The following is a 20,861-nucleotide window of genomic DNA, read 5'->3' as shown; positions in this document are numbered from 1 at the left end:
TCATGACCGCGACCGATACGCTCGGATTCGTGACGACCCGACCCACCTACGCCGAGGCGAGCAAAGCGCTCCTGCGCACCACGGTGCTCGACGCGCTGCGCGACCTGCTCGACGACCGTGACTGGTCGGGCGTCACAATGGCCGACGTCGCCGCCATCTCCGGCGTGAGCCGGCAGACCGTCTACAACGAATTCGGTTCGCGCAACGGTCTTGCCACCGCGTACGCCATGCGCCTGGTCGACGAATTCGTGTCCCTCGTCGGTGTGGCCATCGAACAGAACACCGAGCGGATCGTCGACGCGTTGCGGGACGGATTCGCCGCGTTCTTCGCCACCGCCGCCGAGGATCCGCTGATCCGGTCGCTCCTGTCCGGGGAGGCCAAACCGGATCTGCTGAAGCTCATCACGACCGACGCCGCACCACTGATCAGCAGCGCCACCGTCGGGCTGACCCGAGCGATCTCCGAGTCCTGGGTGGCGTTGCCGGCAGACGATGCCGAGCCCATCGCCCGCGCAATCGCCCGCATGGCACTGAGTTTCGTCGCCATGCCTCCGGCGGAGGGTCGGGATGTCGCCGAGGAACTGTCGGCCGTGATGTCGCCTGCGATCATCGCGGCACGCGCCAAGTACACCGACGGCGGGTGAGCCGGGGGGGATCTCGATACGCCGCCTCGCCTGGCGGCTCGGCGGCTACTCGATCAGCATCCTGGTGATGGCGGCGACCTCTGCCCCTGTCGAGTCGGGTAGCGACCGGGCCACTCAAACCCCGTCACTCAGACGCTGATCGAGCAGCGACCGAGCCGCCGGGCGAGGGCGCGTATCGAGATCCCGCCGTTAGTCGTGGAATTCGTTCTTCGGTAGGCGGGGCCGCGCACCGGCCGGCCATCGACGACCCGGCACCTGAAGGATCCAGCCCGCGGGCGGAGTGGTGAAGTCCATCCAGCGGCCGTTGCCCAGCCAGAGAGACCACAGGTCCTCGTCGGGAAAGTCGCCCATCCGCACGAACAACTGCTGATCCTCGGTGTGGGCGGTCATCCATCCCTCGTCGTCGGGATCATCGGCGAAGACCAGTTCGGCGGATAGCGCCGACTCCAGGTCGGCCACCTGTGCGGCCCGCTGCACCATCGTCGTCCCCCCGTCAGTCCTCGAACCGGACGGTCCGCACGGCGGCCGCGATCGCACGACGGAAGTCCTCACCCTCACGTACCGGCGCGCTGCCCGTCGCATGCAGCAGATAGGCGACGTTCCCGCGCCGGTATGCCGCGTAACGGATTGTGCAGAACCAGGTTTCGTCGTCACTGCGATAGGTACCGGTCTGCGCGGTAGCCCCTTCGGTACGGAACCCCGCGGGCTCCCGGTCGACGCTGTCCTCCTGCCACTCGGGCAGAGCCCGTGCCTCGACGAAGGCGTGATCGAGCAGATCCGACACGTCGGCACCATGGTCGACGACGAATCGGGTCAGGACGACCGCGATCGTGCCGTCTCCGCCGTGGTCGGCGATGTAGAGGCGCAGGTAACCGGGCGCCACGGCGGTTCGCCAGATGTCGCCGTCGACGTCGAGGTGGACCGCGCCGGGGATGCTGCGGTCGTCGACGCCGCGGCTCGCCGACACCGCCATCCGTTCGAGCCGTTCGAGAATCGGCGTGCACTCGCAATCGTCGACCGCTGCCTCGTGCCGAGGTCGCATGGCGGTGTCCGGGCGTCCCGAACGTGGCCGCAGCACGGTCGGCTCGGAGACACCGGTCGACGTGCGTGCCGTCGCCCCCCGCGACGACACGATGCGACGCGCGATAAGTCGCTCCGTGAAATCAGTGGTCACCGTGGATCACACATCCATTCGGCCGATATGTCTCGCGCACGACGAATCTCGTCATGTCCCCCTGAAGATACGGCCACGCGCCGAGGATAGTCAGATTCGGACGATTTTGCGATTCAGAGACCGAACGGCGCCACTTCGCGGTATTGGCCGAAAAGTCCACGAGCGTAACAACTTCGACAATATGAATTGAACGATTCAATAACTCGAATGATGTCACCAATCGCGGACGAGCGGTTGTATGCGGACGGGACGGAACGACGGGTTATCCGGACGATCCCGGGCGGGATCGGATCAGCATGTAGGCGCCGTATACGGCCAGAGCGAGCAGTGCGACCCAGAAGAGGCCCTTCAGCAGCGGCCCGATGATCGCCAGCCCGATGAGGACGACGGCGATGATGCCGAGGATCTTCCAGAAGCCGAGGCCGCCGGCGGACTGTGTTCCCTGTGAGGTGCTTGATGTGTTCATGTCTCCACTGTGGACCCCGGCGGCCGCGATTTCATCGCCCGAGCACGCAATTGGGTGAAAGATCAGGGCTCACCCTGAGGGGAATACCCCGGACCCCCGGGCGCCTTGTACGGGACATGACCGTTCCCACCATCACACTGAACAACGGCGTCGAGATCCCACAGTTGGGATTCGGGGTGTTCCAGATCCCGCCCGACGAGACAGAGGCGGCCACCACGACGGCCTTCGACGTGGGCTATCGCCATATCGACACCGCCGAGATGTACGGCAACGAGAAGGGTGTCGGTGCGGCGTTCGCCACGTCCGGACTCGACCGCGGTGACGTTTTCATCACGAGCAAGCTCAACAACGGCTTCCACGATTACGACGATGCGCTCACCGCCGCCGACCGCACCCTGGACGACCTCGGCGTCGAGCAGATCGACCTGTTTCTCATCCACTGGCCGATGCCGGACGTCGGCGACTTCGTGCAGACCTGGCGCGCTCTGGAGAAGTTCTACGCCGACGGCAAGGCCCGCGCGATCGGCGTCTCCAACTTCGCCGAACATCATCTGGCCCGGCTGTTCGACGAGACCGATGTCGTGCCCGCGGTCAACCAGATCGAGGTGCACCCCTACTTGTCGCAGGACTCGTTGCGCGCCTTCAACTCCGAACACGGGATCGCCACCGAGGCGTGGTCACCGATCGCCCAGGGCGACGTGTTGACCGATCCGGTGATCGTCGAACTCGCCGCTGCGAAGAACCGCACGCCCGCACAGGTCGTGCTGCGGTGGCATATCCAGCGCGGCGACATCGTGTTCCCCAAGTCCGTCACCCGCGCCCGTGTCGAGGAGAATTTCGCGCTGTTCGACTTCGAATTGTCGGACACCGAGATGGCAGTCATCGACGGTCTGAACCAGGACCGTCGGCGCGGCCCCGACCCCGACACCTTCAACATGATCCCCGACTGACGACATCCCGGCGGCGACACCTCGGCTGCCGTTGACCACAATGGCCGCCATGAGGATCTCGCAGCGTGCCGAAGCCGTCACGCCGTTCTATGCCATGGAATTCGGCAAACGTGCCGCCGAACTGGAGGCCGACGGCCACCATGTGGTGAAGCTCAGCCTCGGCGAACCGGACTTCGGTGCTCCACCGCAGTTCCTCGCCGCCGTCCGTGAGGTATCCGACGGCCGGGCGCTCCCGTACACCGGCGCGCTCGGTCTCCCGGAGCTGCGCAGCGCGATCGCCGGGTTCTATCGGGATCGCTTCGGCGCGGAGGTCGATCCCGGACGCGTGGTCGTCACGTCGGGGGCGTCGGCGGCCCTGCTCCTCGCCTGCGCGGCGCTCATCGACCCGGGCGACGAGGTGCTGGTCGCCGACCCGTCCTATCCGTGCAACCGCCGTTTCGCGGAAAGTTTCGGCGCGCGTGTGCGTTTGGTGCCGACGACCGCGGACACCCGGTATCAGCTCACCACCGACCTGGTGACCGGGGCGTGGGGACCGGACACCCGCGGGGTGATGGTCGCGTCCCCGTCGAATCCGACCGGGACGTCGGTGCCACGCGACGAACTGGCCGACCTCTGCGCCGGGGCCGCGGACCGGGGTGGGTGGCGGATCGTCGACGAGATCTATCTCGGGCTGGCCGATGCCGACGCGGCGGGTCACGAGCCGCGCAGCGTCCTCACCGATGACCCGGGCGCGATCGTCATCAACAGCTTCTCCAAGTACTTCGGGATGACGGGATGGCGTCTCGGCTGGTGCATCGTGCCCGACGATCTGGTGCCGGTGATCGAACGGCTGGCACAGAACTATTACATCTGCCCGTCCACGCCGGCCCAGTACGCCGCGTCGGCCTGTTTCGGCGCGGAGGCACTGGCCGTCGCCGAGGACCGGCGAGTCGAGTTCCGCCGCAGGCGTGACCTGGTGCTCGACGGTTTGGCACGCATCGGATTGTCGGTGCCGGTACGCCCCGACGGCGCGTTCTACGTCTACATCGACGTGTCGTCCACCGGCTTGAGCGCCACCGAGTTCTGTGACCGGGCACTGGCGGAGGCACACGTGTCACTCACGCCCGGAATGGATTTCGGAGATCTCACGGCCGATACGCACATCCGGCTCTCCTACGCCGCGTCGACCGCGGAGTTGACGGAGGGTATTGCGCGACTCGGCGACTTCGTGACCTCGCTGAGAGGCATCACCTCGTAGCCGTCACCTCATACACTCGGGGCATGGACGCAACGGCGCGGCTCACCGAAGCCCTCGACCACGTACTGGACGCTACGGGCGACGATCCGGCACTGCCCGGCGTCGTCGCCGGTGTCACCACACCGGACGCCACCGTGTATCTCGGCACCGCGGGCACACGCGCCGCCGACGATCCGGCTCCCATCGCGGCCGACACCGTGTTCCCGTTGTTCTCGGCGACGAAGCCCATCACGGCCGCGGTTGCGTTGCGCCTCGCCGACCGGAGCGTCGTGGACCTCGACGAACCGGCGCACCGGTACCGGCCCGAACTCGCCGACGTGCAGGTCATCGAGGGTTTCGATACCGACGGCACCCCCGTGCTCCGCGCTCCTCGCACCGCGATCACCCTGCGTCAACTCCTCACCCACACAGCAGGATTCGGGTACGACTTCTTCAATCCGGTGTACGAGCGATTCGTGCGTGAGCAGGGACTGCCGGACGTGGCGACCGCACGCCTGGCCTCGCTGGCGACGCCTCTGCTGTTCGATCCGGGGACGCGCTGGGAGTACGGGGTGAACCTCGACTGGGCGGGCCTGGTACTCGAAGGTGCCGCCGGGCAACGTCTCGGCGACCTGACCGCCGAACTCATCACCGGGCCGCTGGGCATGGCGGACACCGCATTCGGGGCCGATGATGCCGTTGCCGAGCGCCGCGCCGTGATGCACCACCGGACCCGCGACGGCGACCTGCGCGCCAATCACCGGTTCGCGCCGCCCGCCGAACCGGAGGTGCAGATGGGCGGTCAGGGATTGTCGACGACGGTCGACGATTATCTTCGGTTCATCCGGATGTGGTTGCGCGACGGTCGATCCGACAGCGGGGAACAGATCCTCGAGGCCGACACCGTCCGCGCGGCCGTCGCCAACCAGATCGGTTCGCTCGCAGTGACTCCGTTGCCGGGCATCAAACCGGCGATCACCAATGCCGACTCCGACCTGCTGCCGGGTACTCAAACATCGTGGGGCATCAGCTTTCTCATCAACGATGAACCACTCGTCACCGGCCGTGCCGCGGGTTCCCTCTGCTGGTCCGGTCTGGCGAACCTGTATTTCTGGATCGACCGCGCGGCCGGTGTCGGCGGCTTCTGGGCAACGCAGTTGCTCCCCTATGCCGATCCGGCGGCCCGTGCACGCTTCACCGATTTCGAGACCGCGACGTATCGCGCCCTCACATCGTGACCGTGGTGCATTGGCGGCGCCACCCCCGACCGATGGCGCCGCCACGCACGCCTTCCCTCCGCTCGCGATCACCCTGTTCGCGCGATGACGCTGCCCGGCAGGGGTTTACGCCATTCACCGATCCGGACGACGATACTGTCGTCATCCCCTCGCGGGTCGTCGGCGTGCAGGCCGTGCCCGATGAGTGCACCGACGATCTGCTCCCTCAGCAGGGTCGTCGTGCGCGGGCCCGGCGCGGTCACGCGCTCGTCGGGAAGTCGTGGGTGTGAGCGGAAGCCGCCGAACCGGAGTCGAAGGAACGGTTCGTCGTCGGCCAGCGACTCGGCGTCCTCTTCGTGGAAGTGAACATGCCCCCACTCGCGGAATCCGTAGCCGTCGGCACCTGCTGCCATCGGGGTGCGTTCCCACCCGATTGCTCGCGCGGCGCATGGCGTGCAGCAACGGAAGTTCATGCGACCGAGGATGCCGTCGGCGTCGAGTGCGTGAAAAGCTGAGCGCAGCCGGTGATAGTCGCCGGTGCCGGACCAGCGTTCCTGCTCGGCGAGGCGTTCCTGCCACAGCATCCGTGCCCGGGCCACCGGCTCCTGAGCGGACAGGTGCCGGTCCTCGGCCCAGTCGCGCACGTCTGCTTCGATGGCGTCGAGGCCCGCGAAACCGGGGATCATGCGGGCTCGCACCAGGTGACGCAGTTCGGCGTCTGCGACGGACCCGAGAATTGGCCGATCGTCGGTCATCTCGCTCACCTCGCCTCACCCATATCTCCGTACGCCGCGTATGTGATCCCTTGGACGCCGTCACTCGCGCCCCGGTTCCGCGCCCGACATCGGTTGGTTCGTTTGAATGACACGCGGACGGGCACAGCGAGGCGAAGGACACGGTCGGCGGTCAGGTTCGCGGCGGCCATCTCAGGAGGGGATTTCCAGAATGAATTCGACCGAGGAGTAATTCACGGCGAAAACACCAACGAAATCACGAGGACGACAATTCGATCGTGAACAAAATCCGAGTGAATCGAGCACAGGCCACGCCTCCCACTAGCCGCCCTTGGTACAGGTCAGTTCGTGTGCGCGACTATCGGCGATATTCAGCCGTCAGGACAATCCCCACCGTATTCCTGGCGGGCGCGATCACTGCGAGCGAGGATAGAACACCGAGCTATGAGCTGCAACAGACAACCTATTCATCGGTCGGCATGGAAAGCCCCGGATGTCCTTTATCGGTCACCGTGACAGGATCGGGATCGTCGGAGCGCCCGGTGACCGTGAGCTGAATCAGTGCGAGTTGGGGTCCGCTGTCCTCTGCGATCAGCGTGGCGGCGGCGTCCACCACGATCCAGCCACCATCGATCGCACGGAGCCGGATGCCGTCGACCTGCGCCTCATCGATCTCACCGGCCAGCGCCGCGGCCGCAGCAGCGAAAATCCTCTCGACATCGTCGGGATGGGGCGTGTCCCGGTCGTCGACCTGCCCTTTCCATTGCACGCCCTCCAGTGGAGCCGTGACCCATTGCAGCAGCCGCACCTTCTGCACATCGACGAGAACCAGATGGCGATCCGGCGCGAGCCGGGGCAGAGCCGACAGGGCCGCCGTGTCCAGCGAGGTCATCTCCGTGACGTGCTGCGGTGTCGCGTACAACAGACCACGCCACACCGTCGGGTTCTCGCGGTCGGCCGCCATCACCAGCGATGCCCCGACCCCGGGCCGGTGCCGCAGTTCCACCGGACTGATCCAGTTGCCGGACGAGCTCTTGAGCAGTACCTCGGTGATGAGTTCGAGGTCGTTGTCCACCCGGATCATCTCGAACACCTCGGGCGACGTCAGTGGCCGGTCCGGAACATCGACCCCGAGGATCTCCGACGCCTCCCCCAGAGCGCTGACGAACCGGGTCTCGCCCCGCCACTCGATCGCGAGGGTGAGCGGCGGGGGCGGGCACAGCGGCTGATCCGCCGCCCGGCCGAAATGCACCCAGACCCCGTACACCGACCGACCGGGCCCGACACACGGCAGCAGGGTCACGACGTGCGTGTACCGGCCACCCCGGATCGACTCGACGACCGGCTCCGATGTTCCGGGCAGACGCTCGATGGCGGCACGCAACTGCGGCCACACCCGTCGGTCCCCCACGAGTTTCGAGACGGCCCGCTCGGGCGACACCCATGCACGCGGCGTGGTGTCCTCCGCGACGACCGTATGCCCGTCACGAAGGGTTTCGACGAGCAACCACTGTGTCGATCGGCTCCTGTCCGCCATCGTCTCGATCCTTTTTCTCATCCCGACCGCAAGGCATCATGGTGTCCGCCACATCGGCTGCATGAGGGTGTGGCCTCGATCAGCGAGCGTGAAAGCGGGACGTTCGGTGAATCCGAATCGCCGGTAATACCGCGCATTCCGTGCGGTGGTCGCCACCAGATAGGCGGGCAATCGGTCACGATCGACCTGCGCGAGTCGATGATTCAGCAGAATTCCGGCAAGCCCTCGGCGCCGGTCGTGCGGAACGACACCGATGTTCGACAGATACCAATGGGGTTCGCGGGGTTCATGCTTTTCCAGAACTCGACGCACCCGGAGCCCGGCCCAGGCGCGGCCGCCCAGTCGCCGACCCAACCGAAGTGCGGCGACAACCGGCAATCCGGTGTCCGTGTGCGGAGCGTCCCAGACCGCAACCCCTGCGAGTCGGCCCTCCGACTCGACGGCGTCGATCACCCCGTGGGAGGCATGGACATACCGGAGGGAGGTCTCGAAATATCCGGGAAGAACGGCAACGCGGCGAGGCCTGTCGGGCCAGATCGCAGCCATCAGAGGGTCGTCGGCGAACGCGGCCGCGAGAACGTCGGCCGCTTGACGGACATGCGGAACGGACGTGATCTGGCGGACCGCGCACCCTCCCATATCGGCCACAGTACCGGCGCCGGCGGCCACCGAAAGGCTACTGTTCATCCAATCGGACACCGTCGTGGACCGACCAGCAGCCAACTCCTTCCCAGCCGCCGATCGAGTAGCGACGAGCGAGCGCAGCGAGCCCGAAGCGTATCGAGATCACCCACCGAAATCCTCGGTGACGCACACCATCCGTGCCGCCATCGAGGCGTATACGACTCCGAGAGCCGCGGGATCCCGGTGGGTTCGGGACGGGAACCAGCGACAGACGTCGACGCACAGCGACGAGATGGCGAGCACCGCCTCGTCCGGGTCGTCGATCCGGAACGCCCCCGACGCCACGCCCGCCGCGACGATGCGGGCGAGCACGTCCGTCGTGTCACGACGGAGAGCGGTGATGGCGCGATAGTGCGGCGGCGTCAGACCGTTCAATTCGTACTGGACCACCCTGGCCAACTCGTGATGCTCCGCCTGCCACGTCGCGAATGCCCCGACGACCGCCGCGAGCCGCTGTCCCGGGGTCGCCTCCGGATCGTCGACGTCACGGAGTACCGCGAGCACGCCCCGGTGTCCCTCCTCGGCAATGGCGTAGAGGAGTTCCTCCTTGGACCGGTAATGCGGGTACATGGCGGCCGCACTCAGATTGAGCTGCCGGGCGATCTGCCGGGTCGACGTGCCCGCATAACCGTTTCTCGCGAAGGACTCGACGGCCGCCTTGCGGAATCGCTCGGCCGCGGCCGATGCACGCCTCTGCTCAGCCATCGCCCTCCGTCTCCTCGCACCGTTGACCCGTCCGGCTTCCTGCGGCAGTATAAGCGAGTGCTCACAAAATGAGCGACTGCTTATGCGAAGGAGAATCCGTCCGTGGCCGCACCGCTGTCCCGTCGCGATCTGGAATTCCTGCTCTACGAATGGCTCGACGTCGAAAATCTCACCGGCCACGAGCGCTTCGCCGAACACTCCCGCGAGACCTTCGACGCGGTACTCGCCCTCAGCGAGGACCTCGCCGTCAAGCGCTTCGCCCCTGCAAACAAGATCGGCGACCAGCAGGAGCCCGTCATCGGCGACGACGGCGCAGTCATCCTTCCCGACGAGATCACCTCGGGCATCCGGGAATTCATCACAGCCGGACTCGTCGCCGGCTCCTTCGACGCCGATCTCGGCGGCATGCAATTGCCCACCGTGGTCAATCGGGCGGCGATGGCATGGTTCCAGGCAGCGAACGCGGCCATGTCCTCCTACGCGTTCCCCACCGTCGGCAATGCCAACCTGATCGCCGAGTACGGCACCCCCGACCAGATCGATACCTGGGTGCGCCCGCTCGTCGAGGGCCGCTACTTCGGCACCATGTGTCTGTCCGAGCCGCAGGCCGGGTCGTCGCTGGCCGACATCACCACCAAGGCCGTACCGCAGGACGACGGCACCTACCGCATCACCGGCACCAAGATGTGGATCTCCGCGGGCGACCACGAGATCACTGAGAACATCGTGCATCTCGTCCTGGCGAAGGCGCCCGGCGGCGGACCGGGCGTCAAGGGGATCTCACTGTTCATCGTCCCCAAGTATCTGGCCGACGGCACCCGCAACGACGTCGCCCTCGTCGGCCTGAACCACAAGATGGGCAACCGCGCCACCACCAACTGCCTTCTGAACTTCGGCGACGGAACTCATTCCCCCACAACGGCTCCCGGCGCTGTCGGATACCTTGTCGGCGAGGAACACAAGGGCCTCTCCTACATGTTCCACATGATGAACGAGGCGCGCATCGGCGTCGGATTCCTCGCCACCGCACTCGGTTACGCCGGTTACCTCGCGTCAGTCGAATACGCGAAGGTCCGCACCCAGGGGCGCCCCGTCGACGCGAAGGATCCGGCCGCACCGCCGGTGCCGATCATCGAGCATGCCGACGTGAAGCGCATGCTGCTCACCCAGAAGTCCTATGTCGAGGGCGCGTTGGCCCTCGGCCTGTACTGCAGCAGGCTCGTCGACGAGGAGGCCACCTCCACCGGCGACGAGCGCGCCCGCGCGACCCTGTTGCTCGACGTGCTGACGCCGATCGCGAAGAGCTGGCCGTCGCAGTGGTGCCTGGAAGCGAACAGTCTCGCCATCCAGATCCATGGCGGCTACGGCTACACCAAGGAATTCGACGTCGAACAGTATTACCGCGACAACCGCCTGAACCCGATCCACGAGGGTGCGCACGGCATCCACGGCCTGGATCTGCTGGGGCGCAAGATGATCATGAAGGACGGGGCCGGACTACGGCTGCTCGTCAAGACCATCAACGCATCCATCGACCGGGCCACCGCAACGGGCGACGACACACTGGCCGCCCAGGGCACCGAGCTGCGGGCGATGCTCGAACAGCTCGTCGCCGCCACCACGGGTGCGTGGGCCGACGCGGATCCCGCCGTCGCCCTCGCCAATGCCACCGCGTACCTGGAGGCCGCCGGACACATCGTGATCGCCTGGATGTGGCTGGAACAGGAAACTGCCGCCCACGATCGCGGCGGCGACTTCTACGACGGCAAACGCGCTGCGGCACAGTACTTCTTCCGATACGAGCTACCCAAGGCCGAACTTCAGTTGTCCCTTGTCGAAAGCCGTGACCGGACTACCCTGGATGCCGCACCCTCCTGGTTCTGACCCGTTCCACCACATTTCGAGGAGTTCCGCATGTCCGTGATGAATCTGTTCGACATGACCGGCAAGGTCGTCATCGTGACCGGCGCGTCGTCCGGTCTGGGCGTGTCCTTCGCGCTCGGCTTCGCCGAGGCCGGAGCCGACGTGGTACTCGCCGCCCGGCGCGCCGAGAAGCTCGCCGACACGGCGAAAGCCGTTGAGGCTCTGGGACGTAAGGCGCTCGTCGTACCCGCCGATGTCGCCGAACCCGAACAGTGTCAGGCGGTGGTCGATGCGGCGATGGAGACCTTCGGCCGGGTGGACGTACTCATCAACAATGCCGGCGTCGGTACCGCCTTCCCCGCCACACGCGAGACCCCGGAGCAGTTCCGGCAGGTGATCGACGTGAACCTGAACGGCTCGTACTGGATGGCGCAAGCCTGTGGCCGCGTCATGCAGCCGGGCAGTGCCATCGTGAACATCTCGAGTGTGCTCGGTCTGACGACGGCCGGACTTCCGCAGGCGGCCTACAGCGCGAGCAAGGCCGGCGTGATCGGCCTGACTCGCGATCTCGCGCAACAATGGGGCGCCCGCAAGGGAATTCGCGTGAACGCCATCGCGCCAGGGTTCTTCGCCACCGAGATGACCGACACCTACCATCCCGGCTACCTGGACACCCAGATGCCGCGCGTCGTGCTCGGACGCATGGGCGAGGGCGCCGAACTCGCGGCGACCGCGATCTGGCTGGCATCTCCGGCGGCGGGCTACGTGACCGGGCAGACCGTGGCCGTCGACGGCGGGGTCACCATCACCTAGTCGGCGCGGGCCGGCATCGAGAGCGAGAATCACGGAGGACGACGTACGTGCGGTATGTGGCAGTGGGCGACAGTTTCACCGAGGGTGTCGGCGATGAGCCCGACGGGGTGAGGCCGCGCGGCTGGGCGGATCTCGTCGCCGCGGGGCTCGCCCGGACCCACGGCAGTGTCGATTACGCGAATCTTGCTGTGCGGGGCCGGTTGCTGGCGCCCATCGCGAGCCTCCAGGTGGATGCCGCGCTGGCGTTGGATCCCCTCCCCGAACTGATCACGTTCAACGGCGGCGGCAACGACATCCTCCGTCCCGGTGTGCGGCTGGCAGACCTGTCGGCGATGATCCGGGCGTCCGTGCGACGCTGCCGGGAGGCAGGGATCGACGTGGCGGTGCTCGCGGGCGCCGATCCGTCCATGGGACTGCCGTTCGGTGATGTGATCCGACGTCGCTGCGAGGTACTGACCAACGATGTCGTCGCCATGGCCGCCGAGGAGGGCGCCACGATGATCGACATCTTCCACGACGCGGAGATCCGGCGGTCCGAATACTGGTCGGCCGACCGCCTCCACCTCAACCCGGTCGGCCACCAACGCGTGGCGGCCCTGGTCCTCCGGGCACTCGACATCGAAACACCCGTCCCCGACCGACCAGCACCACTCACCGGACGCCGACTGGTCAACGACCTCCGCTTCGGCCGGGAACACCTGGCGCCCTGGGTGTTACGCCGCCTCCGACGCCAATCGTCGGGCGACGAACGCCAAGCCAAATATCCCGACTGGGTACCGATCTCCGGGCAGAGCATTCTCGACTGACTCATCCCGCACTAGACTCGACGCCGATGGACACAGCACCGGCGTCTCTGCGCGAGCCAGCACATCAGGTCAGTCCGCGCGCGCGGACGATGTGGCGGTTCACGCCGCTGTTCTGGGGTGTGCCGTTGGTGATCGCGGGCATCGCGGTCGCCGCGACCACCGGCGCACCGACGCGGTGGATCGCGCTGGCGGCTCTGATCGTCGTCGTGTTGTTCCTGGCATTCGCGATGCTGGTCGTTCCCGTGTGGCGCTACCGTTTTCATCGCTGGGAGATCAGCGACGACGCGGTGTACACACAATCCGGCTGGTTCACCCGCAATCGGGTCATCATCCCGATCGCCCGGATCCAGGTCGTCGACACCGAAGCCGGTCCGATCGAACAACTTCTGCGACTGGCCACGCTCACCGTGACCACTGCATCGTCGGCGGGCACCATCAAGATCATCGGCCTCGACGAGGTCACCGCCCGTCACGCGGCGGCCGACCTGACGGCGCGCACCCAGGCCTACACCGATGACGCAACCTGACCCCGCACCCCATCGCTCCGGTTACCGCGTCGACGGACCGGACGAGTGGCACCGGCTGTCCCCGTGGATGATCGCGGTCAAGCCGATCGAGCAACTCCCGCAACTCATCCCGATCCTCATCGCGATCATCTTCGCGGGCCGCGCCGCACCGAGTACCGCCGCGCTCCTCGCCGCCGTGGCCGTCTGCCTCGTCGCGATCGTCCCCTGGCTGACCACCCGCTATCAGGTCACCGACGATCACGTCCGCATGCGCAGCGGCCTCCTGACCCGCAAGGTCGCCACCGCCCGCCGCGACCGCATCCGCAGCGTCGACCTCACCGCGTCCCTGCCGCACCGCATCCTGGGCCTGCAGAAGGTCCGGATCGGAACCGGTAGCGACAAGGCCGATTCCAACGTCGAACTCAACGCCATCGCCGCCCCTGCCGCGCAGGCGCTGCACGATTCGGTGATGGCGACCGTCGTGCGGTCCGGCGCACCCGACCGCACCGAGTCAGCGGCCACGCCCTCGCCACCCGTTGTACTCGCGCGTTTTCAGCGGGCCTGGCTGCGATTCGCCCCGTTCTCGGCGACCGGACTGGCCACCGCCGCCGCGATCGGCGGCATCGGCGCGCAGATCGCCAACGAGGCCGGCGCCTTCGAGAACGGCGGATCGACCGCCGAAGACCTCGTCAACCGACTCCGCGACATCCCGATCGCGGCACTGACCGTCGGCGCGATCGCGGCACTCGTGATCGTCGGCGGACTCCTGTCGTTGATCGCGTACGCCCTGGCCTACTGGGGTTTCCTGCTCACCCGGTCCACCGCAGACGGCACGCTGCGGGTCCGTCGCGGACTCCTGACGACAACCGCAACCAGCCTGGACGAGAACAGGATTCGCGGCGTCCACATGCACGAGCCGCTCCTCATGCAGCCGCTGCACGGCGCGCGCCTGCATGCGATCGCTACCGGTTCCGACAAGAGCCCGCTGCTGCTACCGCCCGCACCGGCCGCCGAAGCAGTACGCGTCGGGCAGCTCGTCGCCGACGACGGCGACGAACTGACCATGCCGCTGACATCGCACGGGCCGCGCGCCCGCCTGCGGCGACTGACACGAGCCGCCTGGGCGGGCGTGTTCGTCGCGGCGGTGACGGCCGGACTCGTCGCCGGGCCGCTGAGCCGTCCGTGGCTGATCGTCGCAGCGGTGGCCCTGATCGTGGCACCCGCGTTCGGGTGGCTGCGCTACCGAAACCTCGGGACCGCTCTCACCCCGTCGTCGGTGATCATCGCCCCGCCGAAGGTCGCCCGGCACCGTTACGTCATCGATCGGGACGGAGTCGTCGGCTGGGCCACCAGCGAATCGTTCTTCCAGCGGCGCAGCGGTGTTCGCACCGTGGTGGTGGCCACCGCGGCGGGCAGCGAAGGCTACGCCGCCGTGGATCTGACGGCCGAGGCCGCGGACGCGCTGATGTCCACGGTCTCCCCCGACCTCGTGGCGCCCTTCCGCGCCTGACTCCCCGGGCGACACCGGTCGGCGAGGCTGAGCGGTGACGGTTGCGGATCCTTCGTCCCCGCTATCGGTGTCATTCGTTCGTAGGAATTCCGGCTCGTCCGTCGAGACTCCTCCCGCCCGCCGCTGGTTGGTGATACAAATCACAACAGTCAATGCTGACTGATTAAGCGATGCACACGACAGACGGGGCTGTTCATGGGCAACAATCACGCTGACCAGGTATCTCGACGATCCGTACTGCAGGGGGCCGCGGCCGCGGCGGTACTCGCGGGCACCGCGGTGGCCATGCCGAATGTGCGGGTTCCCTCGGCGCAGGCGACACCGCGCACCGGGCGGGGACGCGGCCGGAAGGTGGCGATCTTCGGTGGCGGTATGGCCGGACTGTCCGCCGCACACGAGCTCATCGAGCGCGGATTCGCCGTGACCGTCTACGAACCCGCGTACCTCGGCGGCAAGGCCCGCAGCCACGACGTGCCGGGCACGGCGCGTGGTGGCCGGCACGCACTGCCCGGCGAACACGGGTTCCGCTTCTTCCCCGGGTGCTATCAGCACGTGCCCGAGACGATGGAACGCATCCCCGTCCCCGGCGGCGGCAACGTCCGGGACCGGCATCTGATCAGTGTCGAAACCGGCCTCATCGCGTTCGACCAGGCCGGGTATGCGCCCACATCCGCGCCGACCTCACTCGCCGGACTCGCCCGGCATCCCGGCGACATCCTCGGACTCGACAACATTCGCCGCGCGATGATCACCGGTCTCGGCTTCATCCGGGACATACCGCCCACCGAACTCGCCTACTTCGTGAATCGCGAACTCATCATCGCCACCAGCTGTCCGGAACGACGGCTGGGCCAGTGGGAGAAGATGTCCTGGATGCAGTTCGTCAAGGCCAAGGGCAAATCCGTTGCGTACCAACGTTACCTGGCAGGCGCTCTGACCCGCGCGCTGGTGGCCGCCAAGTCGCACACCGCATCCGCCCGCACCATCGGGCAGATCGGGCTGGCCATGGCGACCGCCGCCACCGGCCTCATCCCCCAGTACCGCACCGATCTGATCTCGGGCGGTCTGGACCAGATCCTCAACGCCCCCACCAACCATGCGTGGATCGATCCGTGGGTCGCTTATCTCCGTGCGCGAGGTGTCACCTTCGTGATGAACGAGGGCGCCGCCGAGTTCCGGGTGGACCGCGGACGGATCACCGGGGTGCGATTGAGTTCCGGAGCCACCGTGGACGCGGACTGGTATGTCGCCGCGATGCCACTCGATCGCATCCGGCGACTGCTGACACCAGCATTGCTATCCGCCGACCCATCACTGGCCGGACTACGTCACCTGCAGGACGACTGGATGGTCGGCATCCAGTACTACCTGTCGCGCGGTACCGATCTGCCGCCGGGACATATTGCGGCACTGGGCACCCCGTGGGCGCTCACCGGACTCTTCCAGGCCAAGGCGTGGGATGTGAACTTCGCGAAGACCTACGGCGACGGCCGCGTCCACGAGTGCCTGTCGATCGACATCTCCGATTGGGACACACCGGGCATCGTCTACGGCAAGACGGCGAAACACTGCAACCGCAACGAGATCGCGCGTGAGGTGTGGGCACAGATGAGCCGCGCCATGAACTCCGGCGGCGCCCGTCTGCTGCGATCGGAGAACATCGTGTCATGGTCTTTGGACCCCGGCATCACCTGGTCACCGACCATCTCGAACGCGACACCGCTCATGGTGAACACCGCGGGCTCACACCAGCATCGGCCCCACGCCCACACCGCGATCAGCAACTTCTTCATCGGCGGTGACCATGTGCGCACCAACATCGACCTGGCAACAATGGAGGGCGCCAACGAGTCCGGGCGCCAGGTGACGAACGCGATCCTCGCGGCATCGGACAGTTCGGCCACACCCGCGACGATCCATCCGTTGTGGGAACTCCCCCTGTTCGATCCGTTCAAGGCCGAGGACCGGCGGCGCTACCGTGCCGGTTTACCCCACGTCCTCGACTTCTGAGTGGGCACCGACGCCTGAGCCCTACCATGTGACGATGACTGCCGAACAGCCCGCGCCGGAACGTGTCCGGCGCTCCGGACAACTGCGCGGAGACCTCACTCGCGCGCAGATTCTCGACGCCGCGATCCGGGTTCTCGTCAGCAACGGCTATGCGCACACGTCGACCCTGGCCATTCAGGCGGAGGCCGGTGTCAGCCGCGGCCGACTGCTTCACCATTTTCCCTCGCGCGACACACTTCTGACCGCCGCGGTCGATCATCTGGCACGCAGCCGGATCGAGGAGATGTCCGCCCTCGACGACTGGCCCGCCGATCCCGCGGATCGTATCGGACCGGCCATCGACTTCGGCTGGACCACATTTCAGCAGCCGTACTTCGTCGCGTCGATGGAGTTGTGGATCGCCGCCCGGACCAACGAGACCCTCCGCGCCGCGCTCGTACCCTCCGAACGCAGACTGGGACCCGTGGTGCGGGATGCGGTCTGCGGCTTCCTCGGTCCCGAACTGACCGCGCGGCCCCGGTTTCCCGAGCTATATCCACTTCTGTTGTCCAGCATGCGGGGTGTCGCGACGACCTATCTCATCGACCGCAGAGATCCGGCGACGGATCCGCATCTGGCCCTGTGGAAGTCGCTCACCGCGACCTATCTGCTCTAGCCGTCTGTCTCGAATTCCTCACGGATGGACGGATTATCGAGGAGCCGCTCGAGGCGGTCGACGAATGCCGCCTGTGCGGGATTAAGTTTCTCGCGCGCGACGTCCGGCGTCACCCAGGCCGCACGGTCAACCTCCGGGAATTCCTGCACGCGACCCGATCGCGGCGGCCACGGCATCTCGAACGTGTTGCTCACCAGCGCACTCACGTCGAAGTCACCCGCCACCGCGAAACCGGTCACCACCTTGCCGCCGGACTGACGCACCTCGCCGAGTTCGAGCACGGCACCGGCAGGCGCCGAACCGCCTGTCTCCTCGCCGAATTCCCGTCGTGCCGTGTCGACGAGGTCCTCGCCGGGTTCGGGCAGCCCCTTCGGGATCGTCCACGCGCCCGCGTCCTTGCGTGCCCAGAGCGGGCCGCCGGGATGGGCTATCAGCACCTGCAGGCCGTCGTCTCCGGTCCGATACAGCAACAGGCCCGCGCTCGCCTTGCCTCGTGCTCCGGACTTCCCGGTGGATCGCGTCATGGCTCCATCATGGCGCGAGATCCACTTACAGTGAACGGTGATGGACGAACACGAGTACACGGAGGTGGGTCGATGGAGATCCTGAGCAGCCGGACGTTGCTGACGTCGACCGACCCGGCACGGTTGCAGGAGTTCTACCGGGACCGTCTCGGCCTCGCCGTCGCCCGCGAATACCCCGGTGGTGTCGTATTCCACGCCGGCGCCGGGTTCATCGAGGTGCCGACGCATCACCGCGCCGAGGGCAGTCCCGCGGGCACACTGCTGTGGCTGCAGGTTCGCGACATGGGCACCGCCGAGCGCGAGTTGCGGGACGCCGGCGTGCCGATCACCCGCGAGGCACGGACCGAGCCGTGGGGCCTGATCGAGATGCACATCGCCGACCCGGACGGCCGCACGCTGATCGTCGTCGAGATCCCCGCGCATCACCCACTTCGCGTCGACACCCGTCCCGATCCGGGCTGACCAGGTGCGATGACCGGGGATTCCGGCATGACAGACTGGACCGCATGAGCATCTGGAGCGCTCCGCGCGCAACCGCACCCGTGGTGGCCTCCGTCGCCCTGCCGGGTTCGAAGTCCATCACGAACCGGGCGCTCATCCTCGCCGCACTTGCCGACGGGCCGTCCACCGTCCGTGGCACCCTGCGCAGCCGCGACACCGACCTGATGCTGGCCGCGCTGGCCTCTCTCGGCGTGCACGTCTCCGTCGACGACAGCGATCCCACCACCGTCACCGTCGAACCGGCCGCGATGCACGGGGCCGACGTGGACTGCGGCCTCGCGGGCACCGTGATGCGGTTCCTGCCGCCGGTCGCGGCGTTCGCCACCGGAACCGTTGCGTTCGACGGCGATCCGCATGCCCGCACCCGCCCCCTGTCGACGATCCTGGACGCCCTGCGCCACCTCGGCGTCGAGGTCTCCGGCGACCGACTGCCCTTCACCGTCGACGGGCGCGGCACCGCACCCGGCGGCGAGGTGACCATCGATGCCTCCGCATCCTCACAGTTCGTGTCGGGGCTGCTGTTGTCGGCGGCGCGTTTCGACAACGGCGTCACGATCCGGCACGTGGGCCCCCCGGTGCCGTCGACGCCGCATATCGACATGACCGTGGAGATGCTGGCGGAATCGGGCGTCACCGTGGACCGCTCCGAGAACGACACCTGGCGCGTGGCACCGACGATCATTCGTGCCGTCGACCGTGACGTCGAACCCGATTTGTCCAACGCCGCACCCTTTCTCGCCGCAGCGGCGGCCACCGCCGGTTCCGTGACCGTGCCGCGCTGGCCGTCGACGACCACCCAGCCGGGCGCACAGTTCGTCGACATCCTCACCGCGATGGGCTGCCGCGCCGAGCGATCGGAGGGCGCACTCACCGTCCACGGACCGGAACGCCTGTCCGGCATCGACATCGATCTCCGCGACATCGGCGAGCTCACCCCGACGGTCGCGGCACTCGCGGCGCTTGCCGGCACCCCGTCGACGCTGTCGGGTATCACCCACCTGCGCGGCCACGAGACCGACCGGCTCGCCGCACTCACCACCGAGATCAATCGACTCGGCGGCACGTGCGCGGAGACCGACGACGGCCTGCGGATCACCCCCGCCCCGTTGCACGGCGGTGTGTGGGAGTCCTACGCCGATCACCGCATGGCCACCGCGGGCGCCATCATCGGGCTGGTCGTCGACGACGTGCGTGTGGACGATGTGGAAACCACCTCGAAAACGCTTCCGGACTTCCCGGCCTTGTGGCACAGCATGATCGGTGCGAACTCGTGATCGGAACCCTCTGACGTGTCCCGCCGCGCCTCGAGCTACGACGAATCCGACGTCCGGATCCGTCCCGGTAAGGGCAGCAGGCCCCGCACCAAAACCCGTCCCACACATGAGGATGCGGAACAGGCGATGGTGGTGTCGGTCGATCGTGGGCGCTGGGGCTGCGTGCTCGGCGGTGACCCGGATCGCCGGGTCGTCGCGATGCGGGCGCGGGAACTGGGACGTACGCCGGTGGTCGTCGGTGACCAGGTGTCGGTGGTCGGTGACCTCACCGGCCGCCTGGACACTCTGGCTCGGATCGTGCGGGTGGCGGATCGCTCCACGGTGTTGCGCCGCACCGCCGACGACACCGACCCCTACGAGCGCATCGTGGTCGCCAACGCCGATCAGTTGCTGATCGTCACCGCACTCGCGGATCCGCCGCCGCGCACCGGATTCGTGGAACGCGCACTCGCCGCCGCCTACGTCGGGGGGCTCTCCCCGATCCTGTGTCTGACCAAATCCGATCTCGCCGATCCCGACGAATTCGCCGGGGCCTTCGCCGATCTGGACCTCCCCATCGTCGCCGCCGGCCGCGACGATCCACTCGACGTGGTGTCCGGCATGCTCGACGGTCACCTCACCGCGCTCATCGGACATTCCGGCGTCGGCAAGTCGACACTGGTGAATCGCCTTGTGCCGGAAGCCGAACGGGCGACCGGTGAGGTGTCGGGCGTCGGCAAGGGACGGCACACCTCCACCCAGTCGGTCGCACTGCCGCTGCCGGAGGGGCCTGCCGGTACACAGGGTTGGGTGGTCGACACTCCGGGCATCCGTTCATTCGGACTCGCCCACGTCGGGCCCGACGACATCATCGCCGCCTTCGCCGATCTCCGCGACGCGATCGAAAACTGTCCGCGGGGCTGCACCCACCTCGGTCCGCCCGCCGATCCGGAATGCGCACTCGACGACCTCACCGGTGTCTCGCACCGGCGCGCGATGGCGGTACGCGGATTGCTCGTGGCCGTCAGCTCTCCCCCGGATCCCGCCCGCGACGCGGCCGTCGATCCGTCCGAACCGGATTCGCCCTGATCGG

Annotated in this window: 22 protein-coding genes; 14 read left to right on the top strand and 8 right to left on the bottom strand. The window is 67.3% G+C overall.

All coding sequences use genetic code 11. The features are described from left to right. Positions 1 to 2: 2 nt before the first annotated feature. A complete protein-coding gene (locus AC4JJG_RS04870) occupies positions 3 to 644 on the top strand; it encodes a TetR family transcriptional regulator (RefSeq protein ID WP_495399801.1) in 642 nt (213 codons plus the stop codon). 189 nt (positions 645 to 833) lie between these two features. On the opposite strand, the gene AC4JJG_RS04865 is transcribed toward AC4JJG_RS04870, so the two are convergent. The 3 genes from AC4JJG_RS04865 to AC4JJG_RS04855 all read right to left on the bottom strand — a co-directional run bounded on the left by AC4JJG_RS04865 (position 834) and on the right by AC4JJG_RS04855 (position 2,284). Next, positions 834 to 1,124, bottom strand: coding sequence for a hypothetical protein (locus AC4JJG_RS04865; protein ID WP_495399799.1), 291 nt, complete (start codon positions 1,122 to 1,124; stop codon positions 834 to 836). Positions 1,125 to 1,137: 13 nt separating this feature from the next. Continuing rightward, positions 1,138 to 1,818: a hypothetical protein gene (locus tag AC4JJG_RS04860; protein WP_495399798.1), complete on the bottom strand. Its 681-nt coding sequence runs from the start codon at positions 1,816 to 1,818 to the stop codon at positions 1,138 to 1,140. Between the two features lie 262 nt (positions 1,819 to 2,080). Next, complete coding sequence (locus tag AC4JJG_RS04855) at positions 2,081 to 2,284, bottom strand: hypothetical protein (RefSeq protein ID WP_495399797.1); 204 nt, start codon at positions 2,282 to 2,284, stop codon at positions 2,081 to 2,083. 116 nt (positions 2,285 to 2,400) lie between these two features. Between AC4JJG_RS04855 and AC4JJG_RS04850 the strand changes: the two genes are divergently transcribed. The 3 genes from AC4JJG_RS04850 to AC4JJG_RS04840 are packed head-to-tail and all read left to right on the top strand — an operon-like array spanning position 2,401 to position 5,688. Then, positions 2,401 to 3,234, top strand: coding sequence for an aldo/keto reductase (locus AC4JJG_RS04850; RefSeq protein WP_495399796.1), 834 nt, complete (start codon positions 2,401 to 2,403; stop codon positions 3,232 to 3,234). Positions 3,235 to 3,283: 49 nt separating this feature from the next. Further along, the gene (locus AC4JJG_RS04845; protein ID WP_495399795.1) at positions 3,284 to 4,471 is read left to right on the top strand and encodes a pyridoxal phosphate-dependent aminotransferase; all 1,188 of its coding nucleotides are present in this window, start codon (positions 3,284 to 3,286) and stop codon (positions 4,469 to 4,471) included. 23 nt (positions 4,472 to 4,494) lie between these two features. Beyond that, positions 4,495 to 5,688, top strand: coding sequence for a serine hydrolase domain-containing protein (locus AC4JJG_RS04840; RefSeq protein ID WP_495399794.1), 1,194 nt, complete (start codon positions 4,495 to 4,497; stop codon positions 5,686 to 5,688). Positions 5,689 to 5,756: 68 nt separating this feature from the next. Here the strand turns inward: AC4JJG_RS04840 and AC4JJG_RS04835 are convergent, their stop codons facing one another. The 4 genes from AC4JJG_RS04835 to AC4JJG_RS04820 all read right to left on the bottom strand — a co-directional run bounded on the left by AC4JJG_RS04835 (position 5,757) and on the right by AC4JJG_RS04820 (position 9,327). Continuing rightward, entirely contained in the window at positions 5,757 to 6,422 is a 666-nt protein-coding gene (locus AC4JJG_RS04835; protein ID WP_495399793.1) for a DUF6891 domain-containing protein, read from the bottom strand. A gap of 442 nt (positions 6,423 to 6,864) precedes the next feature. Further along, positions 6,865 to 7,938 carry a GAF domain-containing protein gene (locus tag AC4JJG_RS04830; protein ID WP_495399792.1) on the bottom strand — a complete coding sequence of 358 codons (1,074 nt, stop codon included), beginning with the start codon at positions 7,936 to 7,938 and terminating at the stop codon, positions 6,865 to 6,867. Positions 7,939 to 7,974: 36 nt separating this feature from the next. Beyond that, positions 7,975 to 8,625 carry a GNAT family N-acetyltransferase gene (locus AC4JJG_RS04825; RefSeq protein WP_495399791.1) on the bottom strand — a complete coding sequence of 217 codons (651 nt, stop codon included), beginning with the start codon at positions 8,623 to 8,625 and terminating at the stop codon, positions 7,975 to 7,977. Between the two features lie 99 nt (positions 8,626 to 8,724). Next, entirely contained in the window at positions 8,725 to 9,327 is a 603-nt protein-coding gene (locus AC4JJG_RS04820) for a TetR/AcrR family transcriptional regulator (RefSeq protein ID WP_495399789.1), read from the bottom strand. A 102-nt stretch (positions 9,328 to 9,429) separates the two neighbouring features. Here AC4JJG_RS04820 and AC4JJG_RS04815 point away from each other — a divergent pair, with 102 nt between their 5' ends. The 7 genes from AC4JJG_RS04815 to AC4JJG_RS04785 all read left to right on the top strand — a co-directional run bounded on the left by AC4JJG_RS04815 (position 9,430) and on the right by AC4JJG_RS04785 (position 17,490). Beyond that, entirely contained in the window at positions 9,430 to 11,211 is a 1,782-nt protein-coding gene (locus tag AC4JJG_RS04815; protein WP_495399788.1) for an acyl-CoA dehydrogenase, read from the top strand. Between the two features lie 30 nt (positions 11,212 to 11,241). Next, entirely contained in the window at positions 11,242 to 12,003 is a 762-nt protein-coding gene (locus AC4JJG_RS04810) for an SDR family NAD(P)-dependent oxidoreductase (RefSeq protein WP_495399787.1), read from the top strand. A 47-nt stretch (positions 12,004 to 12,050) separates the two neighbouring features. Further along, positions 12,051 to 12,809 carry an SGNH/GDSL hydrolase family protein gene (locus AC4JJG_RS04805; RefSeq protein ID WP_495399786.1) on the top strand — a complete coding sequence of 253 codons (759 nt, stop codon included), beginning with the start codon at positions 12,051 to 12,053 and terminating at the stop codon, positions 12,807 to 12,809. Between the two features lie 26 nt (positions 12,810 to 12,835). Further along, a complete protein-coding gene (locus tag AC4JJG_RS04800; RefSeq protein ID WP_495399785.1) occupies positions 12,836 to 13,336 on the top strand; it encodes a PH domain-containing protein in 501 nt (166 codons plus the stop codon). Further along, positions 13,323 to 14,825: a PH domain-containing protein gene (locus tag AC4JJG_RS04795; protein WP_495399784.1), complete on the top strand. Its 1,503-nt coding sequence runs from the start codon at positions 13,323 to 13,325 to the stop codon at positions 14,823 to 14,825. Before AC4JJG_RS04800 ends, AC4JJG_RS04795 begins: the two co-directional genes overlap by 14 nt. A gap of 195 nt (positions 14,826 to 15,020) precedes the next feature. Then, positions 15,021 to 16,835, top strand: coding sequence for a hydroxysqualene dehydroxylase (locus AC4JJG_RS04790; protein WP_495399783.1), 1,815 nt, complete (start codon positions 15,021 to 15,023; stop codon positions 16,833 to 16,835). Between the two features lie 34 nt (positions 16,836 to 16,869). Beyond that, positions 16,870 to 17,490 carry a TetR/AcrR family transcriptional regulator gene (locus tag AC4JJG_RS04785; protein WP_495399782.1) on the top strand — a complete coding sequence of 207 codons (621 nt, stop codon included), beginning with the start codon at positions 16,870 to 16,872 and terminating at the stop codon, positions 17,488 to 17,490. Here AC4JJG_RS04785 and AC4JJG_RS04780 read toward each other — a convergent pair. Further along, on the bottom strand, positions 17,487 to 18,014 hold the full coding sequence (locus tag AC4JJG_RS04780) for an NUDIX hydrolase (protein WP_495399780.1): 528 nt from the start codon (positions 18,012 to 18,014) through the stop codon (positions 17,487 to 17,489). The two genes, AC4JJG_RS04785 and AC4JJG_RS04780, sit on opposite strands and share 4 nt — an antisense overlap. Before the next feature lie 72 nt (positions 18,015 to 18,086). On the opposite strand from AC4JJG_RS04780, the gene AC4JJG_RS04775 reads away from it, so the two are divergent. From AC4JJG_RS04775 to rsgA, 3 genes are read left to right on the top strand one after another with little or no spacing between them, the layout of a single operon-like run. After that, positions 18,087 to 18,476: a VOC family protein gene (locus AC4JJG_RS04775; protein WP_495399779.1), complete on the top strand. Its 390-nt coding sequence runs from the start codon at positions 18,087 to 18,089 to the stop codon at positions 18,474 to 18,476. A gap of 44 nt (positions 18,477 to 18,520) precedes the next feature. Next, on the top strand, positions 18,521 to 19,789 hold the full coding sequence (gene aroA / locus AC4JJG_RS04770) for a 3-phosphoshikimate 1-carboxyvinyltransferase (protein ID WP_495399778.1): 1,269 nt from the start codon (positions 18,521 to 18,523) through the stop codon (positions 19,787 to 19,789). A 15-nt stretch (positions 19,790 to 19,804) separates the two neighbouring features. Then, positions 19,805 to 20,857: a ribosome small subunit-dependent GTPase A gene (gene rsgA, locus AC4JJG_RS04765; protein WP_495399777.1), complete on the top strand. Its 1,053-nt coding sequence runs from the start codon at positions 19,805 to 19,807 to the stop codon at positions 20,855 to 20,857. Positions 20,858 to 20,861: the final 4 nt, after the last annotated feature.

The sequence above is a fragment of the Gordonia sp. B8661-1 genome, assembly GCF_059427765.1.
This window is presented reverse-complemented; position numbering and strand designations above follow the sequence as displayed.

Excerpts from the sequence above, each read along its gene's own strand:
- AC4JJG_RS04870 (WP_495399801.1), top strand. The coding sequence starts at position 3 with ATGACCGCGACCGATACGCTCGGATTCGTGACGACCCGACCCACCTAC.
- AC4JJG_RS04865 (WP_495399799.1), bottom strand. The coding sequence starts at position 1,124 with ATGGTGCAGCGGGCCGCACAGGTGGCCGACCTGGAGTCGGCGCTATCC.
- AC4JJG_RS04855 (WP_495399797.1), bottom strand. The coding sequence starts at position 2,284 with ATGAACACATCAAGCACCTCACAGGGAACACAGTCCGCCGGCGGCCTC.
- AC4JJG_RS04850 (WP_495399796.1), top strand. The coding sequence starts at position 2,401 with ATGACCGTTCCCACCATCACACTGAACAACGGCGTCGAGATCCCACAG.
- AC4JJG_RS04845 (WP_495399795.1), top strand. The coding sequence starts at position 3,284 with ATGAGGATCTCGCAGCGTGCCGAAGCCGTCACGCCGTTCTATGCCATG.
- AC4JJG_RS04840 (WP_495399794.1), top strand. The coding sequence starts at position 4,495 with ATGGACGCAACGGCGCGGCTCACCGAAGCCCTCGACCACGTACTGGAC.
- AC4JJG_RS04835 (WP_495399793.1), bottom strand. The coding sequence starts at position 6,422 with ATGACCGACGATCGGCCAATTCTCGGGTCCGTCGCAGACGCCGAACTG.
- AC4JJG_RS04830 (WP_495399792.1), bottom strand. The coding sequence starts at position 7,938 with ATGGCGGACAGGAGCCGATCGACACAGTGGTTGCTCGTCGAAACCCTT.
- AC4JJG_RS04825 (WP_495399791.1), bottom strand. The coding sequence starts at position 8,625 with ATGAACAGTAGCCTTTCGGTGGCCGCCGGCGCCGGTACTGTGGCCGAT.
- AC4JJG_RS04820 (WP_495399789.1), bottom strand. The coding sequence starts at position 9,327 with ATGGCTGAGCAGAGGCGTGCATCGGCCGCGGCCGAGCGATTCCGCAAG.
- AC4JJG_RS04810 (WP_495399787.1), top strand. The coding sequence starts at position 11,242 with ATGTCCGTGATGAATCTGTTCGACATGACCGGCAAGGTCGTCATCGTG.
- AC4JJG_RS04800 (WP_495399785.1), top strand. The coding sequence starts at position 12,836 with ATGGACACAGCACCGGCGTCTCTGCGCGAGCCAGCACATCAGGTCAGT.
- AC4JJG_RS04795 (WP_495399784.1), top strand. The coding sequence starts at position 13,323 with ATGACGCAACCTGACCCCGCACCCCATCGCTCCGGTTACCGCGTCGAC.
- AC4JJG_RS04790 (WP_495399783.1), top strand. The coding sequence starts at position 15,021 with ATGGGCAACAATCACGCTGACCAGGTATCTCGACGATCCGTACTGCAG.
- AC4JJG_RS04785 (WP_495399782.1), top strand. The coding sequence starts at position 16,870 with ATGACTGCCGAACAGCCCGCGCCGGAACGTGTCCGGCGCTCCGGACAA.
- AC4JJG_RS04780 (WP_495399780.1), bottom strand. The coding sequence starts at position 18,014 with ATGACGCGATCCACCGGGAAGTCCGGAGCACGAGGCAAGGCGAGCGCG.
- AC4JJG_RS04775 (WP_495399779.1), top strand. The coding sequence starts at position 18,087 with ATGGAGATCCTGAGCAGCCGGACGTTGCTGACGTCGACCGACCCGGCA.
- aroA (WP_495399778.1), top strand. The coding sequence starts at position 18,521 with ATGAGCATCTGGAGCGCTCCGCGCGCAACCGCACCCGTGGTGGCCTCC.